The organism is Sneathiella sp. (assembly GCF_047631475.1).
Lineage (GTDB): Bacteria > Pseudomonadota > Alphaproteobacteria > Sneathiellales > Sneathiellaceae > Sneathiella.
Genome location: NZ_JBLHZT010000009.1, coordinates 53,914 through 77,400 on the forward strand (window position 1 = coordinate 53,914; position 23,487 = coordinate 77,400).

Sequence of the window (23,487 nt, forward strand, 5' to 3'; positions counted from 1 at the left end):
TTTTCCTATTTATTTAAATGAAAGGACCCCGGGGGTTGGGGTATCCTGATAAAGCTGTTTTACAATCTGAGATCGATTTTCCAAAACAGCTGACTGGTTAATATATTGCTTGTCTGTGATCTCGTTACGATCAACGCTAAGGGGCGTTCCAAGAACGGCGACAGCCCCTACAAATCGGCTTTTTGCTGAATTTTTACTATTATAAACACGAACCTTCTGAGCGATCTCTTCTATCAGATCGTCGTTTAGAATGAGCGGCGCACTCTCATCCGTGGGATGTCCAAGGGACTGCGCGCGTGCCATAACACCTTCCGACGGAACCACGAGTATAGACAGATATTCCTTATCATGACCAGCAAGGACAATATCACGGGCGAGTGGGTCTAACGCATCGATCAAAGACAGACGGAGTGAACCCGTTTCAACCCAAGTTCCGTTTGCAAGTTTGAAGTCTTCAGATACCCGGCCGCTAAAAACCAGCCCCTGCTCCAGATTTTCCGGATCTTCAAACTTAACCGCATCCCCAATGATATAAAAGCCTTCTTCGTCAAAATACTGATCTGTCAAATCTGGCCGTTTATAATACTCGGTGTGGACATGTGGCCCTTTGATGCGAATTTCAAATTTGTCAGAAACCGGCACCAGTTTTATTTCTACGCCAGAATACGGAACGCCAATAAGCCCGACCTTGTCAGTTTCCCAGAACACGGCCGTTCCTGTTCCCGTTGTTTCTGTCGATCCCCAGCCTGTGCCAAATGGCATTCTCATACCGATATGCCGAACGGACAGAACCTGCATGCGTTCAAACAATTCCTGCGATAGAGCCGCGCCTCCATAGCTGCAAATCCTGACCTGTTCCAAAAAGGTTTTTGCAAAGTCTTCATCTTGCTCCATGGCATCAAGAAGAAAACTAAAAGCTGTTGGAACACTACTAAACCGTGTCGGCTTGACCCGTTTCAAATTCTCAATCGTTCTTTGAAACAGGCCCGGTATCGGCTTACCATCATCCAGATACATGGTTCCAACCTGTCGCATGATGCCAAAAAAATTGACATTTCCACCATATGTATGATGCCAAGGCAACCAATCGAGAACAATTGTCGGATTGTTCACCGGGTCTTTTGGCTCTGAAATCAATTCATGCATTTTTTGGGAGGAGCAGATCATCAGATGTGTATTGGGGACCGCTTTTGGCATTCCCGTCGATCCGGATGTGAACAATATCTTGGCAAGAGTCTGCTCATTCACACGGCTAAATGCCTTCTGAACAGCCTCTTCGTTCACCGCAATAAAAAGCGCTTCAAAATCGACGGCCCCGTCAGGGACATCTTCAACGGTTACAATATCCAGACCATCCGTCCGGATCGCATCGATCGCCCCTTTAAAAACGGAGCCATGTTCTGCAAAGACCATCTTTGGTTCCGTCAGTTCGACGGCGTATCGTAACTTGGAATAATCCCCGGTCATCAGAGAAAACGACGGAGATACTGGTATAATCGGAACCCCAATCTGCAAAGCCCCCATTGATAAAAGAGCGTGTGCAAAACTATTTCCCGACAGGATCATAATGGGTGTTGTCGTGTCATATCCATTTTCAATGAGCCAACTGCTGATCTGATCAGCCTTTATTTTTGCCTCGCCATAGGTCAGACGGGGCCAATCTTCCGCTTCACTGCATTTGACCAGAAAATCACGATCCGGAAACTCTTCTGCTGCCTGCACCCAGAAAGCAGCTGCATTTTTTTTATAGTCGCCAATTGCAATATTGCTTTTTATCCTATAAGAGCCGTCCGTTGACTTAATTACGGAAATGTCTGGCAAAGGTCGATCAAGTTTCCTGAAAGGGATTGAATGAGTCATTCCGGACGTTTTCTCCATTATTTTTTTATTCAGTTTTTTTTAGCAGACTGTTAATCTGACGGATATTGACAAATTGTCACCAGAATTTCCAGCGTCAGCCGCAAAAAAATAATAATGCGAAGGAAAGCGAACGATGACGGATACAGCAGACAGTCCAATAACGACTGATCGTGCCAGTAAACGCAAGGCAGAAAAACGGGAGCGGCTACTGGCTGCGGCACGCAAATTGTTCATCCAGAGGGGCTACCATGAAACGCGTCCGCAAGACATTGCGCGTGAGGCGGATGTAGCGCATGGAACCTTCTACAGCCACTTCAACGACAAGCGGGAAATCTTCCTCGCTTTCGCGAGTGAAGCGCAGGAAGACCTCCATGTCTATGTTCAGGACCGAATTCCTGAGGTCAACAATTTTGAAGAATATTTACAATACGCGCTTACCGCCATTCAGGAATTTGCCGAACAAAATCCGGGTCTGCTCAGATCTGCGCTCGTTGACACTAAGGTTTTTGATCCAACAGATTCCACCAGTAAAGTTGTCCGCAGTAAATTTGCCGCCGGATTTATTAATGTGCTGGCAAAGGCAAAAGAAAATAACGAGCTTTACGATGATGTTGATCCAGAATTGATGGGACACGCGATGATTGGGCTGATTCAGTCCTCCGCCCCGCAATCCTATCGGATGGGAAAAAGCCGCGAAGAGTTTGTCCGCTTAATGGCCTGTCTCCTTGCTCGTGGCATGATCAAGAACCCGAAAAATCTGGACTAATCCCAAGGTTTTTTCTTTCCCCTACCCGTCTTGGAAGACGGACTTTGCGTGTGCGGGACGGCCCCTCCCGACCGTCCGGTTGAACCGGGTGCGCCAGAGCGTTTGGCCGTGGAAGATATTGGACCTTGCCTAAAAATATGAGCGGCCATTTCACGCAGTTTACGCACCCTGTTTGCCGTGGCAGGATGGGTTGAGAATAAGCTGTCCGCCCCTTTTCCATGCAAAGGATTGATAATAAACAGGCTGGCTGAGGCAGGATTCTGTTCGGCCACGCGGTTTTCCACCCGGGCCGCCCCATTTTCCAGCTTTAGGAGCGCAGACGCCAACCATTCAGGATTACCGCAAATTTCTCCTCCGGCCTTATCGGCTGAATATTCGCGGGTTCGGCTTATCGCCATCTGCACCAGCATGGCGGCAAAAGGCGCAATGATCATCAAGGCCAGTGTCCCGATAATTCCCATATTATTGTTTCGGTTCCCACCAAAAAACAGGGCGAAATTTGCCAACATGCTGATCGCACCGGCAATCGTTGCCGTAATTGTCATGATCAAAGTATCGCGGTTTTTAATATGGGCCAGTTCATGCGCCATAACACCGGCTAATTCCTCTTTAGTCATTATTTTCAGAAGGCCCGAGGTCGCCGCTACTGCCGCATTTTGGGGATTTCTGCCCGTTGCAAAAGCGTTTGGCTGCGGATTATCCATGATGTAAACCCGCGGCATTGGCAAATCAGCCCGTTTGGCAAGCTGCGCGACAAGGCCCACAAATTCTGGAGCGGTGTTACGATCAACTTCCTTTGCCCCATACATCCGCAAAACCATCTTGTCGGAATTCCAGTAAGCAAAACCGTTCATTCCGATTGCGATCATCAATGCAATTATCATACCCTGTTCGCCGCCGATCATAAAACCGACGCCCAAAAACAAGGCTGTAATCACCGCGATTAACATTCCTGTTTTGACGAAATTCATGTGCTAATCCATTCCCAAAACAAACATTTTCATTTTTTGTATATGTTACTTTGTCGGCTTGCATTCAATAAAGCGACGGGGAAACCAGTCTAAAAAATCGTGCGGCGACACATATCCGTCCGAATACAGACCTTCGGAAAGCGACGTTTCTTTAGAGGTGCCTTAAAAAATCCTTGTTCTTGCCATATCGCCGCCCTAGCTTGTCATTAAGCATAAGATAGCTTCTGCAAGATATTGAAACTTAACCAATATCACAGAAGTTCCGAGCAAGTCTCTCGGAGGCGTCTGTGTTCCTGCTACACAGCAAAGCGGCGGAATTTATTCCGCCGCTTCTTTTTAATTCTCAGGCAACAAGAAACTGTTTGATGGCCTCAATGGCCTGATCCGCCTTTGAAGCATCCGGACCGCCCGCTTGCGCCATGTCAGGGCGACCGCCGCCGCCCTTCCCGCCAAGAGCTTCAGACCCGACACGGACAAGATCAACCGCATTAAACTGGCCTGTCAGGTCTTCTGTTACACTAACCACGATGGAGGCTTTGCCGTCATTCGCCGCAATCAAGACAATCACACCACTTTTCAGGGTTTTCTTGATTTCATCCGCCATCGGTTTCAAGTCCTTAGGCGGGACATCTTCCAGTAAACGGGAAGCGAACGACACATCTCCGACTTTTTCCGCAGCCTGGTCAGAACCGCCACCCGTTGCAAGTTTCTTGCGGGTTTCCTTAAGTTCTTTCTCCAGACGTTTGCGTTCCTCAATCAAACCGTTTACGCGGCTTGCAAGTTCGGCGGGTGATGTTTTAAGAACATCAGATGCGTCACTCAGGATCTGTTCGCGCTCGTTCACATAATCAAGAGCCGCGGCACCCGCCACCGCCTCAATCCGTCGAACACCCGCAGCCAGGCCTCCTTCACTGACAATCTTAACAAACCCAATGTCCCCGGTTCGTTTAACGTGGGTACCGCCGCAAAGTTCTGTTGAATAAGACTGTCCTGCCCCTTTGTTTGCATCGGGACCGCCCATGGAAACCACGCGGACTTCGTCCCCGTATTTTTCGCCAAACAGTGCCATTGCACCGGCTTTTATCGCTTCTTCCGGTGTTGTTAGATGAACATCCACCTCGGCATTGATGCGAATATGATCGTTCACATCTTTTTCGACCAGACGCAGCTGTTCCTCAGTCACAGGGCGTGGATGCGCAATATCAAAGCGCAGACGATCCTCTGCGACCAGTGAGCCTTTCTGTGTTACGTGATCACCAAGGCGCTGGCGCAAGGCTTCATGCAGCAAATGTGTAGCAGAATGGTGGGCCCGCAAACGATCACGACGATCAGAATTTACCTGTGTTTCAACCACATCAGCGACTTTTACACTTCCCGTTTCCACGGTGCCGATATGGATGAACAGATTTTCCTTTTTCTGGGTATCCTTGATGGTGACCTTAAGGCCGTTCTCAGAAACCAGGACACCTCTATCCCCTTCCTGACCACCAGATTCACCGTAAAAGGCCGTTTGGTTCAGAACAATCATAACATCGGTGCCTTCATCCGCGGCACTCACCTCTTTGCCATCGACCAAAATCGCCTGCACCTGACCTTCAGCCGTGTTGGTCTGATAGCCTAAAAATTCAGTTGCGCCTTCACGGTCATGAATATCAAACCAGATCCGATCCGTTGCGGCATCACCAGAGCCTGTCCAGGCGGCCCGGGCGGCTTCTTTCTGTTTTTGCATAGCTGCATCAAAACCGGCTTCGTCGAGGTCCCGTTCCTGACCACGCAGAATATCCTTGGTCAGATCAAGCGGGAAACCGAAGGTATCATAGAGTTTAAACGCAACATCTCCGGGCAACGCTTCATCTTCATCCAACTTGTCCGTGGCGTCTCCCAACAATTTAAGGCCACGGCCGAGGGTTTCCTTAAACCGCGTTTCTTCAAGCTTCAGTGTTTCAGTGATAAGAGATTGCGCGCGCTCCAACTCAGGAAAAGCGGATCCCATTTCCTCTACCAGAGAAGGAACAAGTTTATAAACCAGTGGGTCTTTTGCACCCAGAATATGGGCATGACGCATGGCCCGGCGCATGATCCGTCGCAACACATATCCACGTCCTTCGTTGGACGGAAGAACACCGTCAGCGATCAAGAAAGAGGACGACCTCAAATGATCAGCAATGACCCGATGCGAAACCGCAAACTCTCCATCTGAAGCAACATTCGACATATCTGCAGATGCCTGAATGATTTTCTGCATCAGATCGATATCATAATTATCATGTTTTCCCTGAAGAACAGCAGCGAGCCGCTCCAGTCCCATGCCAGTATCAATAGACGGTCGCGGCAGGTTCAAGCGATCGCCATTGGCCTGCTGTTCGAACTGCATGAAAACAAGGTTCCAGATTTCGATAAAACGATCACCATCTTCATCAGGCGATCCCGGAGGTCCGCCGGGAATACCTTCACCATGATCAAAGAAAATTTCAGAACATGGACCGCATGGTCCCGTATCGCCCATGGACCAAAAATTGTCCGACGTGGCAATTCGAATGATCCGATCGTCTTTAAGTCCGGCAATCTTTTTCCATAAATCAACCGCTTCTTCATCGTCATGATAGACGGTAACCAGCAGTTTTTCTTGCGGCAAGCCATATTCACGTGTCAGCAAATTCCAAGCGAGCTCAATGGCATTTTCCTTGAAATAATCACCAAATGAGAAATTTCCTAACATTTCAAAGAATGTATGGTGGCGCGCGGTATAACCGACATTTTCAAGGTCATTATGCTTACCCCCTGCACGAACACATTTCTGCGTTGTCACCGCACGGTCATAGGGCCGTTTTTCCTGACCTGTAAAAACGTTTTTGAACTGCACCATACCGGCGTTTGTAAACAACAACGTAGGGTCGTTCTGCGGCACAAGCGGCGAACTGGCGACGACTTCATGATCATTCTTGGCGAAATAGTCCAAAAAAGCCGAGCGAATTTCTTTTGCTGTTGTCATATCTTAAACTCCGTCGCCTTGGCGGCAGACTCATAAATCCATGCGAAAATTAATACAAACCTGATGAAGCAGGTAGCCTTGCCTTTTACCGTGCTGCAATCGTCCTGTCCAGACGGCAGCCGCCTAAAAGCTGGCATTACCCCCTTATTCCTGATATGGAGTGTGTAACTCTAGACACAACAATAAACAAAAATACTGTCAGGGCGTATCGCCCCCAGACGAGATGGAAGAACTTCGTGACATTTATAGATAAAGACCCCGCTGCGGCCATTGATACGATTAAACAGGGTTTTGAAAAATCTGGTTACATCTGTGACACACATATCGCAACCTCCATATATCTTTCCCAGAAATTGGACAAACCAATCCTTGTAGAAGGCCCTCCGGGCGTGGGTAAGACGGAATTAGCAAAAGCCACATCCGAGTTATTTGATGCCGACCTTATCCGCCTTCAATGCTATGAAGGTCTGGACGAATCCAAGGCGCTATATGAATGGAAATACGGTAAGCAGCTTTTATACACGCAGATCCTCAAAGAAAAACTGGGCGACCTGCTGGAAGACGCCCAAGGGCTGGATGCGTCGATGGACAAACTTCACCAGTTTGGCGACCATTTTTTCTCTGAACAGTTTTTAGAGGCGCGGCCTTTACTACAAGCCCTGAAATCGGAAAAACAATCTGTTCTGCTAATCGACGAGATCGATAAATCCGATCACGAATTTGAAGCTTATCTGCTTGAAATACTTTCAGATTATCAAATTACAGTCCCTGAAATCGGAACGATCAAAGCGAAAACAAAACCGATTGTATTCCTGACCAGTAACAACAGCCGGGAAATGGGGGATGCCCTTAAACGGCGCTGTCTGCATTTATATATTCCGTTTCCTGACAGTGCGCGGGAACGCCAGATCATTCAGGCCCGAGTGCCCGAGTTGGACGAGAATTTGCGTCATCAACTGGTCTCATTTGTGCAGCAGCTTCGGACACAGGACTTGAAAAAACTGCCCGCGGTAAGTGAAACGATCGATTGGGCCAGAACTCTTTTACTTTTGCATGCCGAGCAACTTGATACGGAACTGGTTCGCAACACTCTGAACATGCTTCTCAAATTTGAGGACGATATCGACAATATCGATAGCGAAGTCCCCAAAATGGTTATCGAGGCTAAAAAGGCAAACCGCTAATGGACCGGCCACTTGCTGAATTCGTTGACATGCTGCGCTATTCTGACGTCCCGGTTTCCATAGGCGAAGCCCTTGACGCAGGTCGTACCATCCAGTTGCTGGGCTATGAAGACAGAGATTTACTTAAGGCCGCATTGTCTCAAGTCATGGCCAAAACTGTCGATGAGATGAAAAGCTTTGATCGCTGTTTCGACCAGTTTTTTACAAGCAACGTCAATATCGACCTGACAGAGCTACCCGGCGAAGAAAACAGCGGGCAAACTGACGACTCGCAAGATGCCGCAGAAAACGAAGAAACTCAGTCAACGCTGGAAACCCTGAGTGATTTACCGCCCCCACCGGCAGGCGGAAGTGACGGTTCGGGAAGTGGCGGCGGAGAAAGCACCGAACCTGCCGACGACAACGCAGGTGGTGTCCCTCGAAGCCTTCTTGAAATGCTGGAACAAGGGGATCGTACGGAACTCAGTCTGGCAATGACGGCTGCCGCTGAGCGGGTCAACCTTTCAAGCATTGTTCTGATGACACAGCGCGGTCTTTTTTCGCGCCGTATCATGGAAGAAATGGGCCTCAATGATGTCAATCAGGAGATCAATGATCGCCGTCGGGAGGGAGACGATGAACGAGCCGATGCACTGGCAACCCGCCTTGATCTTCTTTTTGATGCCGTCCGGGATATGGTCGAACGTCAATTGGCACTGACGGCTGATGGCAAAGGCAATCAGTTCCGACAGGATGTTCTTAAAAAAGTAAAATTATCGAATATTGAAACCCGGGATTTCCGCCTCATGCGGGAAATGGTTCGGCGCATGGCCAAGCGTCTGACAGATATGAACTCACGGGTAAAAAAGGTGAAAAACCGGGGCCATCTGGATATCCGAAAAACCATGCGGCGAAACGTCGCTTATGATGGTTTGTTGTTTGAAACCCACTGGAAGCAAAAAGAAAAAGATCGTCCAAAGGTTCTTGCTGTCTGTGATGTCAGCGGCTCTGTTGCCTCTGTCGCCCGTTTTTTGTTGCTGTTTTTGTACAGTATGAACGAAGTCCTGCCCAATGTACGCTCTTTCGCCTTTTCTGGAACGTTGGGGGAAATAACGGACCTTTTCGATCGCTATGGTCCTGAAGAAGCCGTCCCGCATGCGATCGAGATGTTTGGTGGACGTTCAACTGACTATGGGCGCGCCATGGAAGATTTCAAAGAGCTAGTCTTCAACGAAATTGACAACCGAACGACCGTTATCATTCTCGGTGATGGTCGTTCCAATGGCGCGGATCCTCGCACTGACATTCTGAAAGAAATCAAGGCCCGGGCGAAACGAGTGATCTGGCTCAACCCTGAAAGAAAAAGTGTTTGGGGAAGTGGCGACTCGGAAATGTTGAAAATTGCCCCATATTGTACAAAAGCAGATGTCTGCAACTCTTTGAATAAACTTGAACTGGTGATCCGGGATCTTCTTAAATCCAGCTAAGCGACAGGAACAGTGCAATATGTCCCTCTTACCCGTTTTATTTTCTTCGGTTTATTTGTTGGGTCAGTCTTCTGTTTTAACCGAGGATTTTGGTATTCTATTGGACATCATGCCGAACGCTTATCCTCCGCAAGAAATAACAAAAAGAGATTTTTATCAACGGCATAAAGGAGAAGGAACCCTCCCTCCCCTTGGCCAGTCAAACTCTTCAACACCAACGTTCCGAGCGCCAAACCGCTTCATGGACCAAACTTTCACCCACGGCTCAACCCTACCGCCAGTGCCAGGCATGCCATTTCCGCGCGCGCCTTCACGCTTTTCAAGACCACGCTAGTTTTCCGCCTGACAGAAAAATCCTGACGATTTCTCCTGTTCCTTTGATAGCGTCAATGGTAACAAACAACAGGCGCCCCTATGGTATCGTAATCAGGAACCGTTTTTAAATGTTCGAAAATATTGAACTCCCTCTTCTTATTGGTTTGGTTGTCGCATTAATTTCCACCGGCGTCGTCGCTGGCGTTCTTGCGGGGCTATTAGGGGTTGGCGGCGGAATTGTGATTGTCCCGGTTCTGTTCCACATTCTTCCTTTTTTTAATGTTGATAATGATGTCCGTATCCATGTTGCTGTCGGGACATCCCTTGCCACCATTATACTAACGTCCATCTCTTCGGCCCGCTCCCATCACAAAAAAGGGGCAATCGACTGGCCATTATTAAAACGATGGGGACCAGCTATCTTTATCGGTGTTCTGGGCGGCACATGGGCTGCTAGCATTGCTGATGCCTTTGTCTTGACCCTGGTATTTGCTGTTCTTGCATTGATTGTCGCTGCGAACATGGCCTTCAGACCGGAAAATGCTCATTTGTCCGACACTCTTCCTGCATCCCCTATCAAGGAGCTTCTTGGGGTCTTTATTGGTTGGTTTTCTGCAATGATGGGCATTGGCGGTGGGACCTTTACCGTTCCGATTTTGACTTTATTCAAATATCCCATCCGTCAGGCCGTTGGAACCGCTTCGGCCATTGGGTTAATCATTGCCATTCCGGGAACAACCGGATTTTTGATCTCAGGCTTTTCGGCTGACAATCTACCGCCCGGCAATATTGGTTATGTCAATATACTGGGCTTTCTGGCAATCGTTCCGATGACCATTTTGTTTGCACCCCTTGGGGCCCATATCGCGCATTCCATCAACACAAACCGTCTCAAAAAACTGTTTGCGTTCTTCTTGTTCGTGACATCAATCCGCATGTTCTATGATTTAATGTAGATCAATGCATTTTGTAGGCGATGAAATGGACGACAAACTCAAAGCTGCTCTTCCCTTTCTCGCTGGCGATCTTGAATGGGTGATAAAAACACCCTTCATTTTGAAAGATACCCCCCAACCGGATCTTGCATCACTTGCCGAAACTGACTGCCTTCTCGAAAAGATAAGGCAGGACCCAACGCCCCTTGCGTTATATCTACAAGACATTAAGCGTCATACGCTGGGCACCTATTTCGAGTTTTTAGTCTTTTTCTGGCTAACACAATTACCAAGTGTTTCCATCCTATCAACGAACCTGCAAATACGGTCAGAAAAGCAGACGGTTGGCGAACTGGATTTGATATTTTCCTACAATGATCAAATATATCATTGGGAACTCGCTGTTAAATTCTATGCGTCCATTGGTGAAGCAAAAGAAGAGGCCAACTGGTTTGGACCGTTAAAAAAGGACACGCTGAAAAGAAAACTTGATCACTTGAGAAGCCATCAGCTTCCACTCGCCAACACAGTGGCCGCGAAAAAGAGCCTTATGGCAATGGGAGCAACCGAACTCACTTCCTATCCGTTCGTTAAAGGAATGCTGTTTAGCCCATATCATTCGGCTGAATTTATTTACCCCGTTTCTGTTTCGCCCATCTGCCAAAAAGGACAATGGATCGAGATATCTGATCTTAAAAATATCGCAAAATTCAGGGATGTTTCATTTTCATACAGACCTAAGCCCCGTTGGTTCAGTCAGATTGAACAACCGGAATGGACCCCGCCTACGAAGTCCTTTTCCCTCATTGAGGCCGCTGAAAACAGCCTGTCGCAATCAGATATCCCGGTGTTATATGCATATCGGTCACCCCACAATCCAAACATGAATGCCTATGCTTCCCTATTTATTATGCCGGATGGCTGGCAGCAAAAATCTGGCTTATGACGTTGTCGAACAGGCTATTGTCGTTTAGAAGCTGCGTCCCAATAGGTTACTTTTTACCGTGTTTTTCACGGCTGTCCTTGGGTGCCTGATCGCGTTCGTTCATTCCATAATCTCTGATAACGCTCGCGATACGTAAACGGTAGTTACTGAAAAATACATTCCGTCCAAGGGACTGGGCTTCACGATGAACTTCTGTTTTTCGCCACTGGTTTACAGCTTCTTCATCTTCGAAAAAAGACAATGACAAAATCTTGCCGGGATTTGTAAGGCTTTGAAAGCGTTCGACGGAAATAAAGCCCTTTATCTCTTTAAGCACAGGAAGCAGATCGGCCGCAGTATCCAGATACTGACCTTTAAATTCATTCTTCGGCTCGACTTCAAATATGATTGCAATCATTCCTACTCTCCAATTCCATGCGGTCCCGAAGCAAGTTTCAAAAAGGTTCTGTCTTCCTTGATTAAAAACTTTTCCCGTTGAGCAAATTCATAATTTTCTTTTCCCAATTTATCAGACATTAAACGGGCACGGTAGGCCTCATATTCCGCCAGATTTTCAATTGAATAGACACCATAGGCGAGACTACTCGACCCTTCATACGGCGAATAATACCCAATTAAATTGGCACCACAACGGGGAATGGCTTGTCCCCAATTTCGGGCATACTGTTCAAACAATTCTTTTTTTGTGGGGTCAATCTGGTAGCGAATAAAGCAGGTAATCATAAAATCTCTCCTAAAAATATAGCGTCACTTTTTGCCATATTGATCAGGCATGATGCTTCGATTATGATCGAAATATGTGGTTTTTCCTTCCCTTTTCCCTAAAACGCCAAAGAATAAATCAAACCCACAAACCCTTGATTGCGGAGAATGCCAAATGAAAGAAGGACCGGATATTGCTCTCATTGGATCGCTGATCGGTGACCCGGCACGGGCAAATATGCTGACGGCATTAATGAGCGGAAAAGCCCTGACGGCAACCGAACTTGCCAACGTTGCGGGGATCACACCACAAACCGCAACCAGCCATCTGAAACAACTTCAAACGAACGGTATGCTGATCCCACGAAAACAGGGACGGCACAAATATTTTGCCCTTGCGGATGACGACATAGCGCACTTGCTCGAAACCCTCCTCGGATATGCAGACAAAAAAGGATTTACCCGCGTTCGCACCGGCCCAAAAGACCCAGCCTTGCGCCATGCCAGAGTTTGCTACAACCATCTGGCCGGTGAGCTTGGGGTTCTTTTGATGGATTGCTTAAAATCCAAACAGCTAATTAACGGGGATGTTGAAACGGTTTACCTGACGAAAAAAGGACGTCATTTTTTAATGGATTTCGGGATTGATCCAGCCCGCATTGAAAAACCCGGTCGGCCCATGTGCCTATCTTGCCTGGATTGGAGTGAAAGGCGAAGCCATCTTGCCGGAAGTGTGGGGGATGCCTTGTTGCAGCAAATTCTATCAAGGGGCTGGGCACGCCGGGAAACGGGGAGCAGAATTATTTCGTTTTCCGTATCTGGCGAAAAAGAATTCCGGCAAACCTTTGCAAATGCTTAGAAAACAGTCTCTAAAGAAGTAAGGCGTCCTTTTTGCAAGGACTGTAACACCGTCGCAAAGCGGTGGCCGAGTGCTCCTGCATCCGGTATTTCAAAATATCGTCCGCCGCGCGCCACACACTCTGATAGCAAGGGATCCTCGATAATCGACACGCGATAATCCAGAATATATAGGTCAGTTCCCTGATTTTTCATCTCGCTACATTTCCGGTGAAAAACTTCCTGCGTTGTCTGCTCACCAAGACCGCTACCGACCATCAAAACAACTACTTTTCTGACCTCATCCAAAGACCCTGTGCGCTCTTCACTCCTCCAATGCGGTTGCCATTGATCAGATAATAATCGATCAGCCCAAACTAACGATCGCCCGAAGTCCGTATTTCCATAGCCTGCTAAAAGACTGATCTTATCGCGTACCGTTAAATACTGACCCGATAATGGCGATACTGGCTCGGCAGGACAGGCTTCCGGGGTTGCAATAAAATACTCCGGTAATCCAGTGATCTCATGCGCTCTCGTCTCGATCGATAAAATCAAGGGAAACGGTATCTCTGTCGGAACCTTATTATTTTCAGACGCCTCTCCGCCGCGCATCCCAACGCACCACCTCTGTTCTATTAGAGGCCCCACCCAAGCAACAGTGCCCGGCACGGCGGGAGGCAAATTATCAGGCCAGCTGCTAGGAGAAACCCAATCTTCATAGGGGCCCACATTTACCAATTGATCAACCGCAGGAAGCAAGGCCACTCTAATTTTCTCCTGGCTATCCGGAACAGCTGCAATTTGACTGAGCCACTTCATCGCGGCTGTTTTAAAAGACGAAAGGTGCCCGGCATCTGCTGCTGCAAGGCTTCGGTCCATCACTAAGACAATGTCGGCCATTATTGTTGACGCTTTGGATTGCGCACGTGCCTGAATGGACAAATCCGTCACATCGGCAAAACCATCCCCCAAAGACAAAGTCAGTGAAAATTCTGCTGAAACAATTACTTGCCGCAGGTCATTTGCCCGGTTGACAGAGACATTCTTGATCCGTAATCCGGTCGGATCTGAAAGTAGGAACACACTATCGGTCAGACCAGTTCTGATAAATTCTTCAACAAATGACGAGAGATGGTCATCAGCGAGGATGTCCAAATTCTGAGCCGCAAGCAGGCTCGCATCTTTCACAATCCCTGTCAGCTTAGAATGGACGGAATAGTAACGCGTATATTCAAACGCAACCGACAAAACACCGGCCAGCATTATAAAAAGCCCGGCCCAGACGATTGTCAGGGCACCTCTTTTGTCTCTTGCAAAGCTCTGAAAACCAATCAAAAGTTACTACACCCCATGCTTAAAGGCAGGCGTGCCGGAATGTCTGGAAATACTCGCGTAGTTCTTCTGACTATGCGCCCGATAAGAAGACAGATAGAAATCCTCAACAGGTGAAATGCAGGTTCGAATAACAAGAAAATCCTGGTGTGGCCAATAGACTTCCTCTCCGTCAATCGCGGTATAGGAGGGAAAAGTGCCGTGCTGATCACAGGAAACAGACGTCTCCCCTACTTCTGCCGACCAGTATTCACCGGCGCCATTCAAAGGGTCAAGCGTGATGGACGAGACCCTTATCATAATGCGCACATCCCTTTTGTAATATCCCAATGAAGCCTGGACTTGAGGTACGAGATCGGCAATATCCTGCTCATCCACTTCATCCCGTGTCGCAAGACTGGCCCCTAAACTTTCGGTTACAAGATCTACGCGGTGCATAAGCTGGATCGTTCGTAAAATATCCAGCCCAGTAAAAACAATAAGCACTAGTATTGGTAGTAGCAGAGCCGCTTCCACCAGCGCGCTTCCCTGTTCATTGGAAAAGAACCGACAGGTCAATGGGCCTCACCTTTCTGATGGCCCGACGGCGAGGCCAACGGCAATATAAACTCGCGTTGAACAAGGACATCCCCAAACAGATTTGTGACCAACGGCGTAGAGAGATCGACCGAATATTTCACATATACCTGTTGAAAGCTTTGATCATTGGTGGGCGTGACAGTGAGGTCAATTTTTTGCGGATCGACCCAGAACGGGTCGAGGTCGTCAAATACGGACATAAACGACGCCTGTAAGGACGGCGTATCGGGTTCCTGATCAAGAGGTCCTATCCGTTGAACCAGCGTTCCAAGAGAAGATTGGAGAATGCCATCCACAATCATAATTCGCCCAATATCAACAAATAATAAACTGACGATCACCAGAAATGGGCATATGCCGGCAAGTTCTAAAGCAGAAATTCCAAGACGGTTCTGCCTGAATTTTGTAATTAACCTCAAGACAACCGCTGTCATGTCGAACTCTCCCCATAAGCAAAAAGAGCCCTCAACGTTGATGCATTTTTATGGAGGCTTGCCAGTTGATAGTATGAAATCATGCGTTTGATCTCGTCGGGGCTATAGTCCAGTGACGCCACATGAACCGCAGCCTCCTGATCCCCGCTTAGAACATATGCAATGGTCAGGTTCTGACGTATGCGAACACTGGAATTTACCCCAAATGCAAGAGCGCTAAGAATTTCGATGGCAGGTTGAAAGCTGCCTGATTGAAGCAGAGACAAAGCGTAATTATTTTGTAAAGCGACGTCAGTTGGATTTGCCGTCAAGGACCGTTCATATAAAGGCTTCGATCGGTCGTATTGCCCCATCAGATCAAAGCTGATTGCCAAAAGCTTCATCGCATCGCGACTTTCAGCCTCCTGGCCCAAACATTTCTGTAATACGATCACTGCGGATGCAGGGCGCACCTGACGTAAATACAACCGGGCCAGACCCAAATAAACAACACAGTCACCTTTTTCTTGAGATAACAGCTTTTCATAAGTGGAAAGCGCCTCATTATAAGAGCCCAACTCATACAGCAACTCGGCAGAAGACTGCAGCGCGTCCGCATTGTCAGGGTCTTTTTCCAATAGCTTCTGATATAATAAGAGTGATGTGTATTTGTCCCCGTTTTGACGCAGGGCGTTGGCGACTTTCACTCCCTGAAGCTTATCTTCTTGGTGATTGGATTTAAGGGATGAACTGGTCGCCCCTAACCCTGAACATCCCCCTAACAAAAGGGAGAAACTGACAATCAAGAGCAACGCACGCATTATCCGGCTCCTCCGATTGTTCGCAGCATATTCATAAAACCAGGCCCTGCGGAAATGGCTACGACCGGCGGCAAAATCAGCAGCATCAGTGGAACACTCAAAATCACGGGTAATCTGGCGGCTTTCCGATCCAGCCTGTTAAACATCTTCTTCCGACTATCCTTTGCAACAATTGCCAATGAGGCCGCGATAGGCGTTCCGTATTTTTCGCCTTGGGAAAGTGCCACAGCAAGGTAACGAAAGGTGTCGGACCCCGTTCGCTTCACCAGCGCCGAAAACGCCTGATTCCGATCCGGAAAAAGGGCAAGTTCTGCTGACAACAACGCCAATGCCTCCGCCGTGTGTTTAGAATAGTGAACAATATGGGTTTGCACCTGTTTTAAAGCACTATCAAATGACATACCCGCTTCAACGGCGAGAACCAGCAAATCAATAACGTCAGGCGCACTTTGTTCAATGGATTGGCGTATAAGCCTGTGTCGGATGAGCCGAATACCCGCCGGCAAAAAATACCCGGCGATGGCGAAAGAAAGTAATCCCAAAAACCAGGACTGGCCGCCACTGGGCAAGGCACCTGTCACGGTATTAGATAAAATATAAACAGCGGCGCTCACCATCCCCATACTAAGGCCCAGTATCACCGGGCGAATGACGACGTTGTTTTTTCCATTCCGGTGATCCTGCAAGGACAAAGAATTGATATCAAGGCGAGTGGCATCCTCGTTCTGTGAGCCCTGCCCTAGAAACCTGTGGATCTTAATGTCCAGCCTGCGACGTAACCCGCCGCCCACTGCCATTAAATAGAGCGGTTTATTTGGGTGCGGATTTTGATAAGACGCAACCAACTGGCCAAAATGTCCCGATCCGTTCAATCGAGAGGCCCACCTTTCCCGGCGCTTATTCTGCACGCCTTTCGCGAGAAAAAAGCCTGCCAGTACAAGGCAGCCTCCGACCACCAAAAGGACGGGCAATCCTGTCTTGAATGACAGAAATATATCGGTCATTTCACGCTCCTAACCAGTATGTATAAGCTGACCACACCGAGGAAAAGGCTAGCAAAACTATAGAACAGGATAGACTGCCCACTTGGGTCACGGAACAGAAACTCGAACTGAGAAGGGTTGGTCAAATACAGCATCAAGACAGATAACCCAGCGATCCCCACAATCAGGCTGGAAGCAAGCCGGGGTTCAGCGGTAACTGATTTCACTTTTTCATCCAGTTCCTGCCGTTCGCGTAAGACACGCGCCAGGTTCTCTAGCGTATCGCCATATTGGCCGCCACTTTTACGTTGTATAGAAAGTGTCGCGACAAGGTATCTAAACTCCCGTATCTGGAACTTAACCGGAATTTCAACGAACAACCCTTCAAACGGTACGCCGATTTCAAGCAACTCGCTCACTCGTTTAAACAGGCCCGAAACGGGCTCTGGCATTTCATTGCCAACAACACAAATATTCTGTTCAAGGGAAACGCCAACCCGTGCGCCACGCACCAGAAGATCCAGTGCCTCGGGGAATTGTTCCGCCAACCGTTTCGCTCTTTGGGCTGACTGGCGTTTTGTTAACAGCAAATACCCACCCCCGACGGTCCAGAAAATGACACTTAAGAACGCCCAATGGGCCGAAGAAGGTGTTAAAAGAAGGACGGCCGCCCCAACAGTACATAAAAGCCACGCATAGGAATTCAGCGAAACGAGTACGCCAAAGCCGGTCTTTTTTAGCGGTCCGGATACCAAGGCCAAATTTTCCTTTTTTTTCACAACACCCTGCCGATTAGCCGTCAAACGCTTATTGATCTTTTGGTAACGGGCGTTTTTGTGACTTCGCAGGGCCGCAAACAAGAAGGCGCCTCCCCCTAGTATAAGAAAGCCCATCAGAAATATGGCTCCATAAATGCTGAGAAATTGGTTCATCCGCTATTCAGGACCTTTTCCAATGCGTCTCCTAAATGGTAACGTCGAACTTTGGCTTCACAGCAAGGCCGAATTTTGGAAAACACGAAATCACCTTCAAAAATCCCTTCATCTCCGCCGGCAGTTCGCTCAAAAGTGAACAGATCCTGAGTTGTAATCACATCCCCTTCAAGGCCGCTGACTTCTGTAATTGAGTGAATATACCGGTGGCCCGTATAATCTCTGGCGACATGGACGATCAGGTCCAGTGCAGAAGCGATCTGTCGTTTAACTGCGCCCGCATTGAAGTTCTGTTGATAGGACAACAACAAATCTTCAACGCGCAACAGGGCATCCCGCGCAGAGTTTGCGTGAATTGTCGACATAGAACCATCATGCCCCGTATTCATCGCCTGAAGCATTTCATGCACTTCATTCCCTCTGACCTCTCCAATGATGATCCTGTCCGGCCGCATCCTTAAGGCATTTCTCAACAGATCCCTTTGACAGACTTCACCCGCCCCTTCAGAGTTTTTCTGACGAGTTTCAAGACTAATTACATGAGGTTGCTGCAAATCGATCTCTGCCGCGTCTTCAATGGTGACAACCCGTTCTGTCACGCCAATCTCTCCGGAAAGGGCATTAAGAACTGTTGTTTTCCCGGCACCCGTTCCACCAGAAATCAGAATATTCAAATGAGCCTTTGCGGCAATTTTCAGAAAGTCCGCCATCAGTTCCGTCAGGCTCGTCTTTTGAACCAAAGAGGACAGATTGATCTGCTTGGATGGAAATTTTCGAATTGAAATAACCGTTCCGCAAACAGAAAGCGGTGGAATGATGATGTTGACGCGGCTTCCATCAACCAGACGGGCGTCCACCATTGGGCTACTTTCGTCAATGCGGCGACCCGCCGAAATAGCAATCCGCCGAGCAACCTGCAAGAGATGGGCCTCGTCACGAAAAGATAAATCCGTCTGTTCCAACTGCCCATTTTTTTCAATAAAGATACTATCCGGACCATTGACGAGAATGTCCGCGACACTCTCATTCTGTAACAGAGCTTCAATTGGCCCCAAACCAATCAGATCGTTCAGTAGCTCTGTCGCGATCTGACTTTGTTCCTGCCAATTCAACGGAATTTTTTCCTGATCCACAATCTTTGCTACGGCTTCAATCACCTTGATTGATAAGCTTTCCTTTGGTAAGGCGAGCGCTATTGCAGGATTGATCATCTTAAAAAACTGCTCCCGAACAAGGGCGCTAAGCTCAGGATCGACAATGGGCTTCGCTGATGTGACCCTGTCTGGATTGCCTTCCAGCGGGGATCCAATCCAGTCTTGCGCTTCGTCCTTTAATCCACGAAACCCGGTCTCCGGGTCAGTTTCATTTTTTCTTCCGAACATGCATCCCCTGCCTTCCTTTGAAAAATGAGAAAACAGAATGCTTCTCGTTCTTTAATTCCTGCCCACTCAATCGACCTGCCAGAAGCATAACCTGCTGTGAAAATTTACCTTTTATCTGGCTTGGAGGAACTGCATTCAGTTCTGCCTGTCCGATAGACGCGGCATCGAACGGAATAATGTGATCAATCTGCCTTTCTAAATAAGCTTCGATCTGATCTAAAGCCGGCCCTGATTTTTTTAGAGGTCTGCTGTGGTTTAAAATAACCGTCATCTGAAACGGGTGCCCCAAATCGTCAGAGCAATAATCCATTATTTTTTTTATATTTCGAATGGACTGTATGCTCGGTTCAACGATAAAGAGGCCATGATCACATAGTCTTAACGGCGTTAAACCGGTTTGCGACAAATGGTATGGAACGTCCAAAATAACATAATGGTATTTTGGTTTTAAAACCCCCAGTAATCTCGCATACTCTTCCTCTGAAAAACTCGAAGGATTGACCATTACTTCAGAGCTTCCCAAAAAATCCAGCCTTGGATTAATCTGCTGGGCCGCGCGTTGCACAAGTAAATCATCCATGCGTTCAGGATGCTTGAACAGATCAGCCGCCCCTTTATTTCCATCGAGTCCGAAAAGCAGGCTTGCTCCTCCCGACCCGACATCCAAATCCAATAACATTATTCGCCGGCCGAATTCCGCTGACAAAACATGCGATAACGAACATGCAATCGTAGTTGCCCCCGTCCCCCCGCTGGCATGAAATACGCCCAGAACTTTCCCGGCTTTGGGGTCCGATGCGGAGGCGGGCGATCCCAGAGCAATTTTTGAGATCGTCGCCTGCAATAATTCCTGCGGCAAAGGCGTTACAAGATAGTCAGAAACACCGCGCATGATTAGATTTCGGTACAATCCCACTTTGTCTTCTGAGCCAATCGCCAAGACTTTTACATAAGGAGCACAGACTTTTGCCAGCTCTTCCATGCCTGACAAGGGCATGTCGGAATGTGAAATATCAACAATTAATAGCGAAGGAGAGGGTTCCTCCCGAAAAACCCGGATGGCATCTTCCAACCCACCCTGCATTATTTGATAATTCAAAAGGTCAAAGGCCTCAAAGCAGGATTTGAGCTGCCCTTCCGTAGCGCGATCGTGAACAAAGGCCTGTATGGTCTCGATCTGGTTGTCCGGCGTTTTGAAATTCTCTGGCCTCATTGGTCGTTCACCGATATGTTCTGGCGTCCTAACGGACGCACTTTGTCCATTTTTGCATCCAGCACTGTCTTTTCTTCAAATACCCCCAATGGGTTCGCAAGGCGCCTCCCTCTCACCAGTTCAGCAGGATCTGCCAAAATCAAGGCGCGATTGGTGGCCACCGCACACCCTGACTGACCTGAGCCAAAATGGACGTTGCATAAATCGGTGGAGAGCCCCAGCCGGGTTATCTGCATCTTAAAAGCATAAAGCCCCGGCTGCTTGTCAATCATGCCAAGAAAAACAGGCTTCCTGAATTTCGTCGCCTCGATCGTTCCGACCATCCGTTTGGACATTTCCTGCTTATGCCAGTCTGATTGAGGAATAAGCATAATCTGGTGGATATTGGTTTGATCAAGGCTGCTAAAATAATCAATGAACGAAACAGACTGCGCGGTGACATACTCTTTATTGACACCGCGAAAATAAAAAGTCTCCTCTGATACAGTCTGAACCAATGCTGGGTTTACTGTTGAACTCTGAAACGTCTGTGAGGGTCTTTTGTCTGGTACACATCCTGCCAATAACAGGGTCAGGACAAGAACAAAACCCGTTGGCGTTTTCCTAGATAGTGTTAATCCCATAATCACCGTTCATATCCCTTCAATAAATATATCCGTGTGTCTTCGGTGGGGAATTTCCGGAAGGCGTATTCAGTTGTTTTAACGTCGCGGGCGATTGTTCATTCAACAGTTTTCCAGTCTTTTGAATAACATCCGGTGACGATAGGTTCAGCCCCTCCAACGGAGACCTAAAGTCATCTGTATCCCGAGGCCGAACGATATGGGCCGTTGCAATCATCACAAGCTCGGTTTCAGATTTCTGAAATTTCTGAGACCGAAACAAGGCTCCCAACACATCGATATCGGCCAACCATGGGACCTCGCTCACCAGGTTTCGTTGCTGGTTTTGCAATAAACCCGCTACTGAAAAGCTTTGTCCGCTTGCCAGCTCGATTGTCGCTTCGGTTCGTCGAATAGAAATTCCCGGAACTGTAATATTTTGAATGACAACTGCGCCCGCTGTCGACAATTCGCTCACCTCCGGGCGAATATGCAGGCGGATACGATTATTTGAAAGCACCGTTGGGGTCATATCGAGAATGACGCCGAATTTTTTAAATTCTACCGTAATACGATCGTTAGACGCTGCCACAGGAATTGGAAACTCGCCCCCCGCAAAGAAACTGGCCGTTTTTCCCGATCGTGAGGTCAGATTTGGCTCTGCCAGAACCGTCACGAGGTTATCTTCAACCATCGCATCAATCACCGCATTCAGACTTCCCGAACTTCCGTCCAGCCCAATAAGCCCACTACTACCCTGCCCGCTCAACCCCAGTTTCGGCAGGATCTTGTCGTTAAGCGTAAGCGGGTTGCGGCCTGCAATCAGTCCAATCGCAAATGAACCGGGCTTTAGAAGAATATCCCAATTGATACCCAGATCCTTGGTTGCCCTTCTGTTCATTTCCATAATTCGAACCTTCAGGTTCACTTGCAATGCAGAGGCAAGCGTCATCTTGTTGATGAGTGTCTCCTCTTTGCCAAGATAACCTTTCACCACAGACAGCATTTGATCCATAATCTGAGGATCCGACACTTCCCCAGACATCATCAAACTGCCAGGCGAAACAGAGACCGCAATATTTTCATTGGGAAACTCCGCGTTCAGAACGGCTCTCAGTCGACCCAAATCTCGCTGCACCTCTATTATTCGGTCAAACAAGATTTTGTCCCCGGCCCCTAACGCTACGATGTGGGTAATACCCGGACTCTTGCCATAAATAAAAAGTCCATTTCCCTGTGTAATCTGGACGTCCGCGATTTCCGGATTTGTAATTAAAATATCCTGTACTGGCTGGCTTGGCTTTTGAAGATGTCCCTCGTTCACATTCAAATAAAGGGTCGGACGCGCCTGAACCCCGACCATACCGAAGAAAAACAGAAATATTATTAGAAGCAGGCGGATCCTCATTGGCTTGTTCCTCGCTTCAGATCAGGCTGCCTTTCAAAAACAAACCGTTCCTGACCCCGTTGGATAATAATAGGTCGAGCAGGAATTTTTGCCGGCTGAACAAGGGCTTCCAATGATCTTTGCAACCGCTGAAGAGATGCCGAAATGATTTGCTGCTTTTTTGCATGCCCCTGTCGTGTTTGACTATTCGGCAAAACCGACACTGACAGTTGGCCCCGTGTCTTCCAGTTGCGAAAGGTCGTGACTTGCCCGTCCGGTATTTCAACGATTAAATCGGACAGGCGAGCCGCGTCCCCGGATGTTTCAGGATGGGTTTTAAGAACGCGGATATTGGATGCGAGCAGGACGGTCTCAGTTTTCGATGTCAGACCGTTCAACGCGACCGTAAGATAAAGATCCAGGTAATCACCCGGATTGATATCGACCCTGTTCAGTGCCATTTCACGGCTACTCAAAGAGAGCGCCTGATGCCCTTCTCGGAGGGTTTTTCGAAGAAACTCATTTTCGGAAATCCAGGTGATTGCGCCAACCGGTATTGGCTCCCCGCGGAGAACGGCGGCATCAACAGAAAAATATCGATCGGCACGCGCTTCAACATCGCTCAACAGATAAAATTTATACGCTGGATTAGGCCGACGCGCTCCAGATAAACTGTCAATGCCAAGAATACTGCCGGGCGCAATATCTTCTGTCACCACCGCCAGCTTCTCTAACTCAGTAATCTGGTTGTTTGCCTGTGTCGGCACGATCACACTCGACCAGCCGGGCAGCATAAACCCCAAATATACGGCGGCGCCCAAGAACAGAATGCAGCAAAAGAAAAAGATGGATGACTTCATTTTCGA

The 23,487-nt window shown here is 48.1% G+C and carries 22 protein-coding genes; 6 read left to right on the forward strand and 16 right to left on the reverse strand.

The window, feature by feature from the left end; all coding sequences use genetic code 11:
* Nucleotides 1-9 precede the first annotated feature (9 nt).
* The gene (locus tag ACJAYR_RS05650) at nucleotides 10-1,860 is read right to left on the reverse strand and encodes an AMP-binding protein (RefSeq protein ID WP_415235693.1); all 1,851 of its coding nucleotides are present in this window, start codon (nucleotides 1,858-1,860) and stop codon (nucleotides 10-12) included.
* 133 nt (nucleotides 1,861-1,993) lie between these two features.
* On the opposite strand from ACJAYR_RS05650, the gene ACJAYR_RS05655 reads away from it, so the two are divergent.
* Nucleotides 1,994-2,626, forward strand: a complete 633-nt coding sequence (locus ACJAYR_RS05655) for a TetR/AcrR family transcriptional regulator (protein WP_415235694.1) — start codon at nucleotides 1,994-1,996, stop codon at nucleotides 2,624-2,626.
* Here the strand turns inward: ACJAYR_RS05655 and htpX are convergent.
* Nucleotides 2,623-3,597, reverse strand: coding sequence for a zinc metalloprotease HtpX (htpX, locus tag ACJAYR_RS05660; protein WP_415235695.1), 975 nt, complete (start codon nucleotides 3,595-3,597; stop codon nucleotides 2,623-2,625). The genes ACJAYR_RS05655 and htpX overlap by 4 nt on opposite strands.
* Before the next feature lie 343 nt (nucleotides 3,598-3,940).
* On the reverse strand, nucleotides 3,941-6,589 hold the full coding sequence (alaS, locus tag ACJAYR_RS05665; protein WP_415235696.1) for an alanine--tRNA ligase: 2,649 nt from the start codon (nucleotides 6,587-6,589) through the stop codon (nucleotides 3,941-3,943).
* Between the two features lie 245 nt (nucleotides 6,590-6,834).
* Between alaS and ACJAYR_RS05670 the strand changes: the two genes are divergently transcribed.
* The 4 genes from ACJAYR_RS05670 to ACJAYR_RS05685 all read left to right on the forward strand — a co-directional run bounded on the left by ACJAYR_RS05670 (nucleotide 6,835) and on the right by ACJAYR_RS05685 (nucleotide 11,435).
* Nucleotides 6,835-7,773, forward strand: coding sequence for an AAA family ATPase (locus ACJAYR_RS05670; RefSeq protein ID WP_407696681.1), 939 nt, complete (start codon nucleotides 6,835-6,837; stop codon nucleotides 7,771-7,773).
* On the forward strand, nucleotides 7,773-9,239 hold the full coding sequence (locus ACJAYR_RS05675) for a VWA domain-containing protein (RefSeq protein ID WP_415235697.1): 1,467 nt from the start codon (nucleotides 7,773-7,775) through the stop codon (nucleotides 9,237-9,239). Before ACJAYR_RS05670 ends, ACJAYR_RS05675 begins: the two co-directional genes overlap by 1 nt.
* 443 nt (nucleotides 9,240-9,682) lie before the next feature.
* Complete coding sequence (locus ACJAYR_RS05680) at nucleotides 9,683-10,510, forward strand: sulfite exporter TauE/SafE family protein (RefSeq protein ID WP_415235698.1); 828 nt, start codon at nucleotides 9,683-9,685, stop codon at nucleotides 10,508-10,510.
* A gap of 25 nt (nucleotides 10,511-10,535) precedes the next feature.
* Nucleotides 10,536-11,435 (forward strand): DUF1853 family protein, encoded by a 900-nt coding sequence (locus ACJAYR_RS05685; protein WP_415235699.1) that lies wholly within the window; start codon nucleotides 10,536-10,538, stop codon nucleotides 11,433-11,435.
* Nucleotides 11,436-11,481: 46 nt separating this feature from the next.
* On the opposite strand, the gene ACJAYR_RS05690 is transcribed toward ACJAYR_RS05685, so the two are convergent.
* The gene (locus ACJAYR_RS05690) at nucleotides 11,482-11,832 is read right to left on the reverse strand and encodes an antibiotic biosynthesis monooxygenase family protein (RefSeq protein ID WP_415235700.1); all 351 of its coding nucleotides are present in this window, start codon (nucleotides 11,830-11,832) and stop codon (nucleotides 11,482-11,484) included.
* Nucleotides 11,833-11,834: 2 nt separating this feature from the next.
* Entirely contained in the window at nucleotides 11,835-12,158 is a 324-nt protein-coding gene (locus ACJAYR_RS05695) for an NIPSNAP family protein (RefSeq protein ID WP_169545959.1), read from the reverse strand.
* Between the two features lie 154 nt (nucleotides 12,159-12,312).
* Between ACJAYR_RS05695 and ACJAYR_RS05700 the strand changes: the two genes are divergently transcribed.
* Nucleotides 12,313-12,996 (forward strand): ArsR/SmtB family transcription factor, encoded by a 684-nt coding sequence (locus tag ACJAYR_RS05700; RefSeq protein WP_415235701.1) that lies wholly within the window; start codon nucleotides 12,313-12,315, stop codon nucleotides 12,994-12,996.
* Here ACJAYR_RS05700 and ACJAYR_RS05705 read toward each other — a convergent pair.
* The 11 genes from ACJAYR_RS05705 to ACJAYR_RS05755 are packed head-to-tail and all read right to left on the reverse strand — an operon-like array spanning nucleotide 12,993 to nucleotide 23,481.
* A complete protein-coding gene (locus tag ACJAYR_RS05705) occupies nucleotides 12,993-14,312 on the reverse strand; it encodes a hypothetical protein (protein WP_415235702.1) in 1,320 nt (439 codons plus the stop codon). The genes ACJAYR_RS05700 and ACJAYR_RS05705 overlap by 4 nt on opposite strands.
* 6 nt (nucleotides 14,313-14,318) lie before the next feature.
* Nucleotides 14,319-14,867: a TadE/TadG family type IV pilus assembly protein gene (locus ACJAYR_RS05710; RefSeq protein ID WP_415235703.1), complete on the reverse strand. Its 549-nt coding sequence runs from the start codon at nucleotides 14,865-14,867 to the stop codon at nucleotides 14,319-14,321.
* Nucleotides 14,864-15,322: a TadE/TadG family type IV pilus assembly protein gene (locus tag ACJAYR_RS05715; RefSeq protein WP_415235704.1), complete on the reverse strand. Its 459-nt coding sequence runs from the start codon at nucleotides 15,320-15,322 to the stop codon at nucleotides 14,864-14,866. The genes ACJAYR_RS05710 and ACJAYR_RS05715 overlap by 4 nt, the downstream gene beginning before the upstream one ends.
* Nucleotides 15,319-16,122 (reverse strand): tetratricopeptide repeat protein, encoded by an 804-nt coding sequence (locus ACJAYR_RS05720; RefSeq protein ID WP_415235705.1) that lies wholly within the window; start codon nucleotides 16,120-16,122, stop codon nucleotides 15,319-15,321. The genes ACJAYR_RS05715 and ACJAYR_RS05720 overlap by 4 nt, the downstream gene beginning before the upstream one ends.
* Nucleotides 16,122-17,126, reverse strand: coding sequence for a type II secretion system F family protein (locus ACJAYR_RS05725; RefSeq protein WP_415235706.1), 1,005 nt, complete (start codon nucleotides 17,124-17,126; stop codon nucleotides 16,122-16,124). Before ACJAYR_RS05725 ends, ACJAYR_RS05720 begins: the two co-directional genes overlap by 1 nt.
* The gene (locus ACJAYR_RS05730; protein WP_415235707.1) at nucleotides 17,123-17,998 is read right to left on the reverse strand and encodes a type II secretion system F family protein; all 876 of its coding nucleotides are present in this window, start codon (nucleotides 17,996-17,998) and stop codon (nucleotides 17,123-17,125) included. Before ACJAYR_RS05730 ends, ACJAYR_RS05725 begins: the two co-directional genes overlap by 4 nt.
* Before the next feature lie 35 nt (nucleotides 17,999-18,033).
* Nucleotides 18,034-19,419: a CpaF family protein gene (locus ACJAYR_RS05735; protein WP_415235708.1), complete on the reverse strand. Its 1,386-nt coding sequence runs from the start codon at nucleotides 19,417-19,419 to the stop codon at nucleotides 18,034-18,036.
* Nucleotides 19,400-20,632 carry an AAA family ATPase gene (locus tag ACJAYR_RS05740; RefSeq protein WP_415235709.1) on the reverse strand — a complete coding sequence of 411 codons (1,233 nt, stop codon included), beginning with the start codon at nucleotides 20,630-20,632 and terminating at the stop codon, nucleotides 19,400-19,402. The genes ACJAYR_RS05735 and ACJAYR_RS05740 overlap by 20 nt, the downstream gene beginning before the upstream one ends.
* Nucleotides 20,629-21,255, reverse strand: coding sequence for a hypothetical protein (locus ACJAYR_RS05745; RefSeq protein ID WP_415235710.1), 627 nt, complete (start codon nucleotides 21,253-21,255; stop codon nucleotides 20,629-20,631). Before ACJAYR_RS05745 ends, ACJAYR_RS05740 begins: the two co-directional genes overlap by 4 nt.
* Before the next feature lie 19 nt (nucleotides 21,256-21,274).
* A complete protein-coding gene (locus ACJAYR_RS05750; protein WP_415235711.1) occupies nucleotides 21,275-22,642 on the reverse strand; it encodes a type II and III secretion system protein family protein in 1,368 nt (455 codons plus the stop codon).
* Nucleotides 22,639-23,481 carry an RcpC/CpaB family pilus assembly protein gene (locus ACJAYR_RS05755; RefSeq protein ID WP_415235712.1) on the reverse strand — a complete coding sequence of 281 codons (843 nt, stop codon included), beginning with the start codon at nucleotides 23,479-23,481 and terminating at the stop codon, nucleotides 22,639-22,641. The genes ACJAYR_RS05750 and ACJAYR_RS05755 overlap by 4 nt, the downstream gene beginning before the upstream one ends.
* Nucleotides 23,482-23,487: the final 6 nt, after the last annotated feature.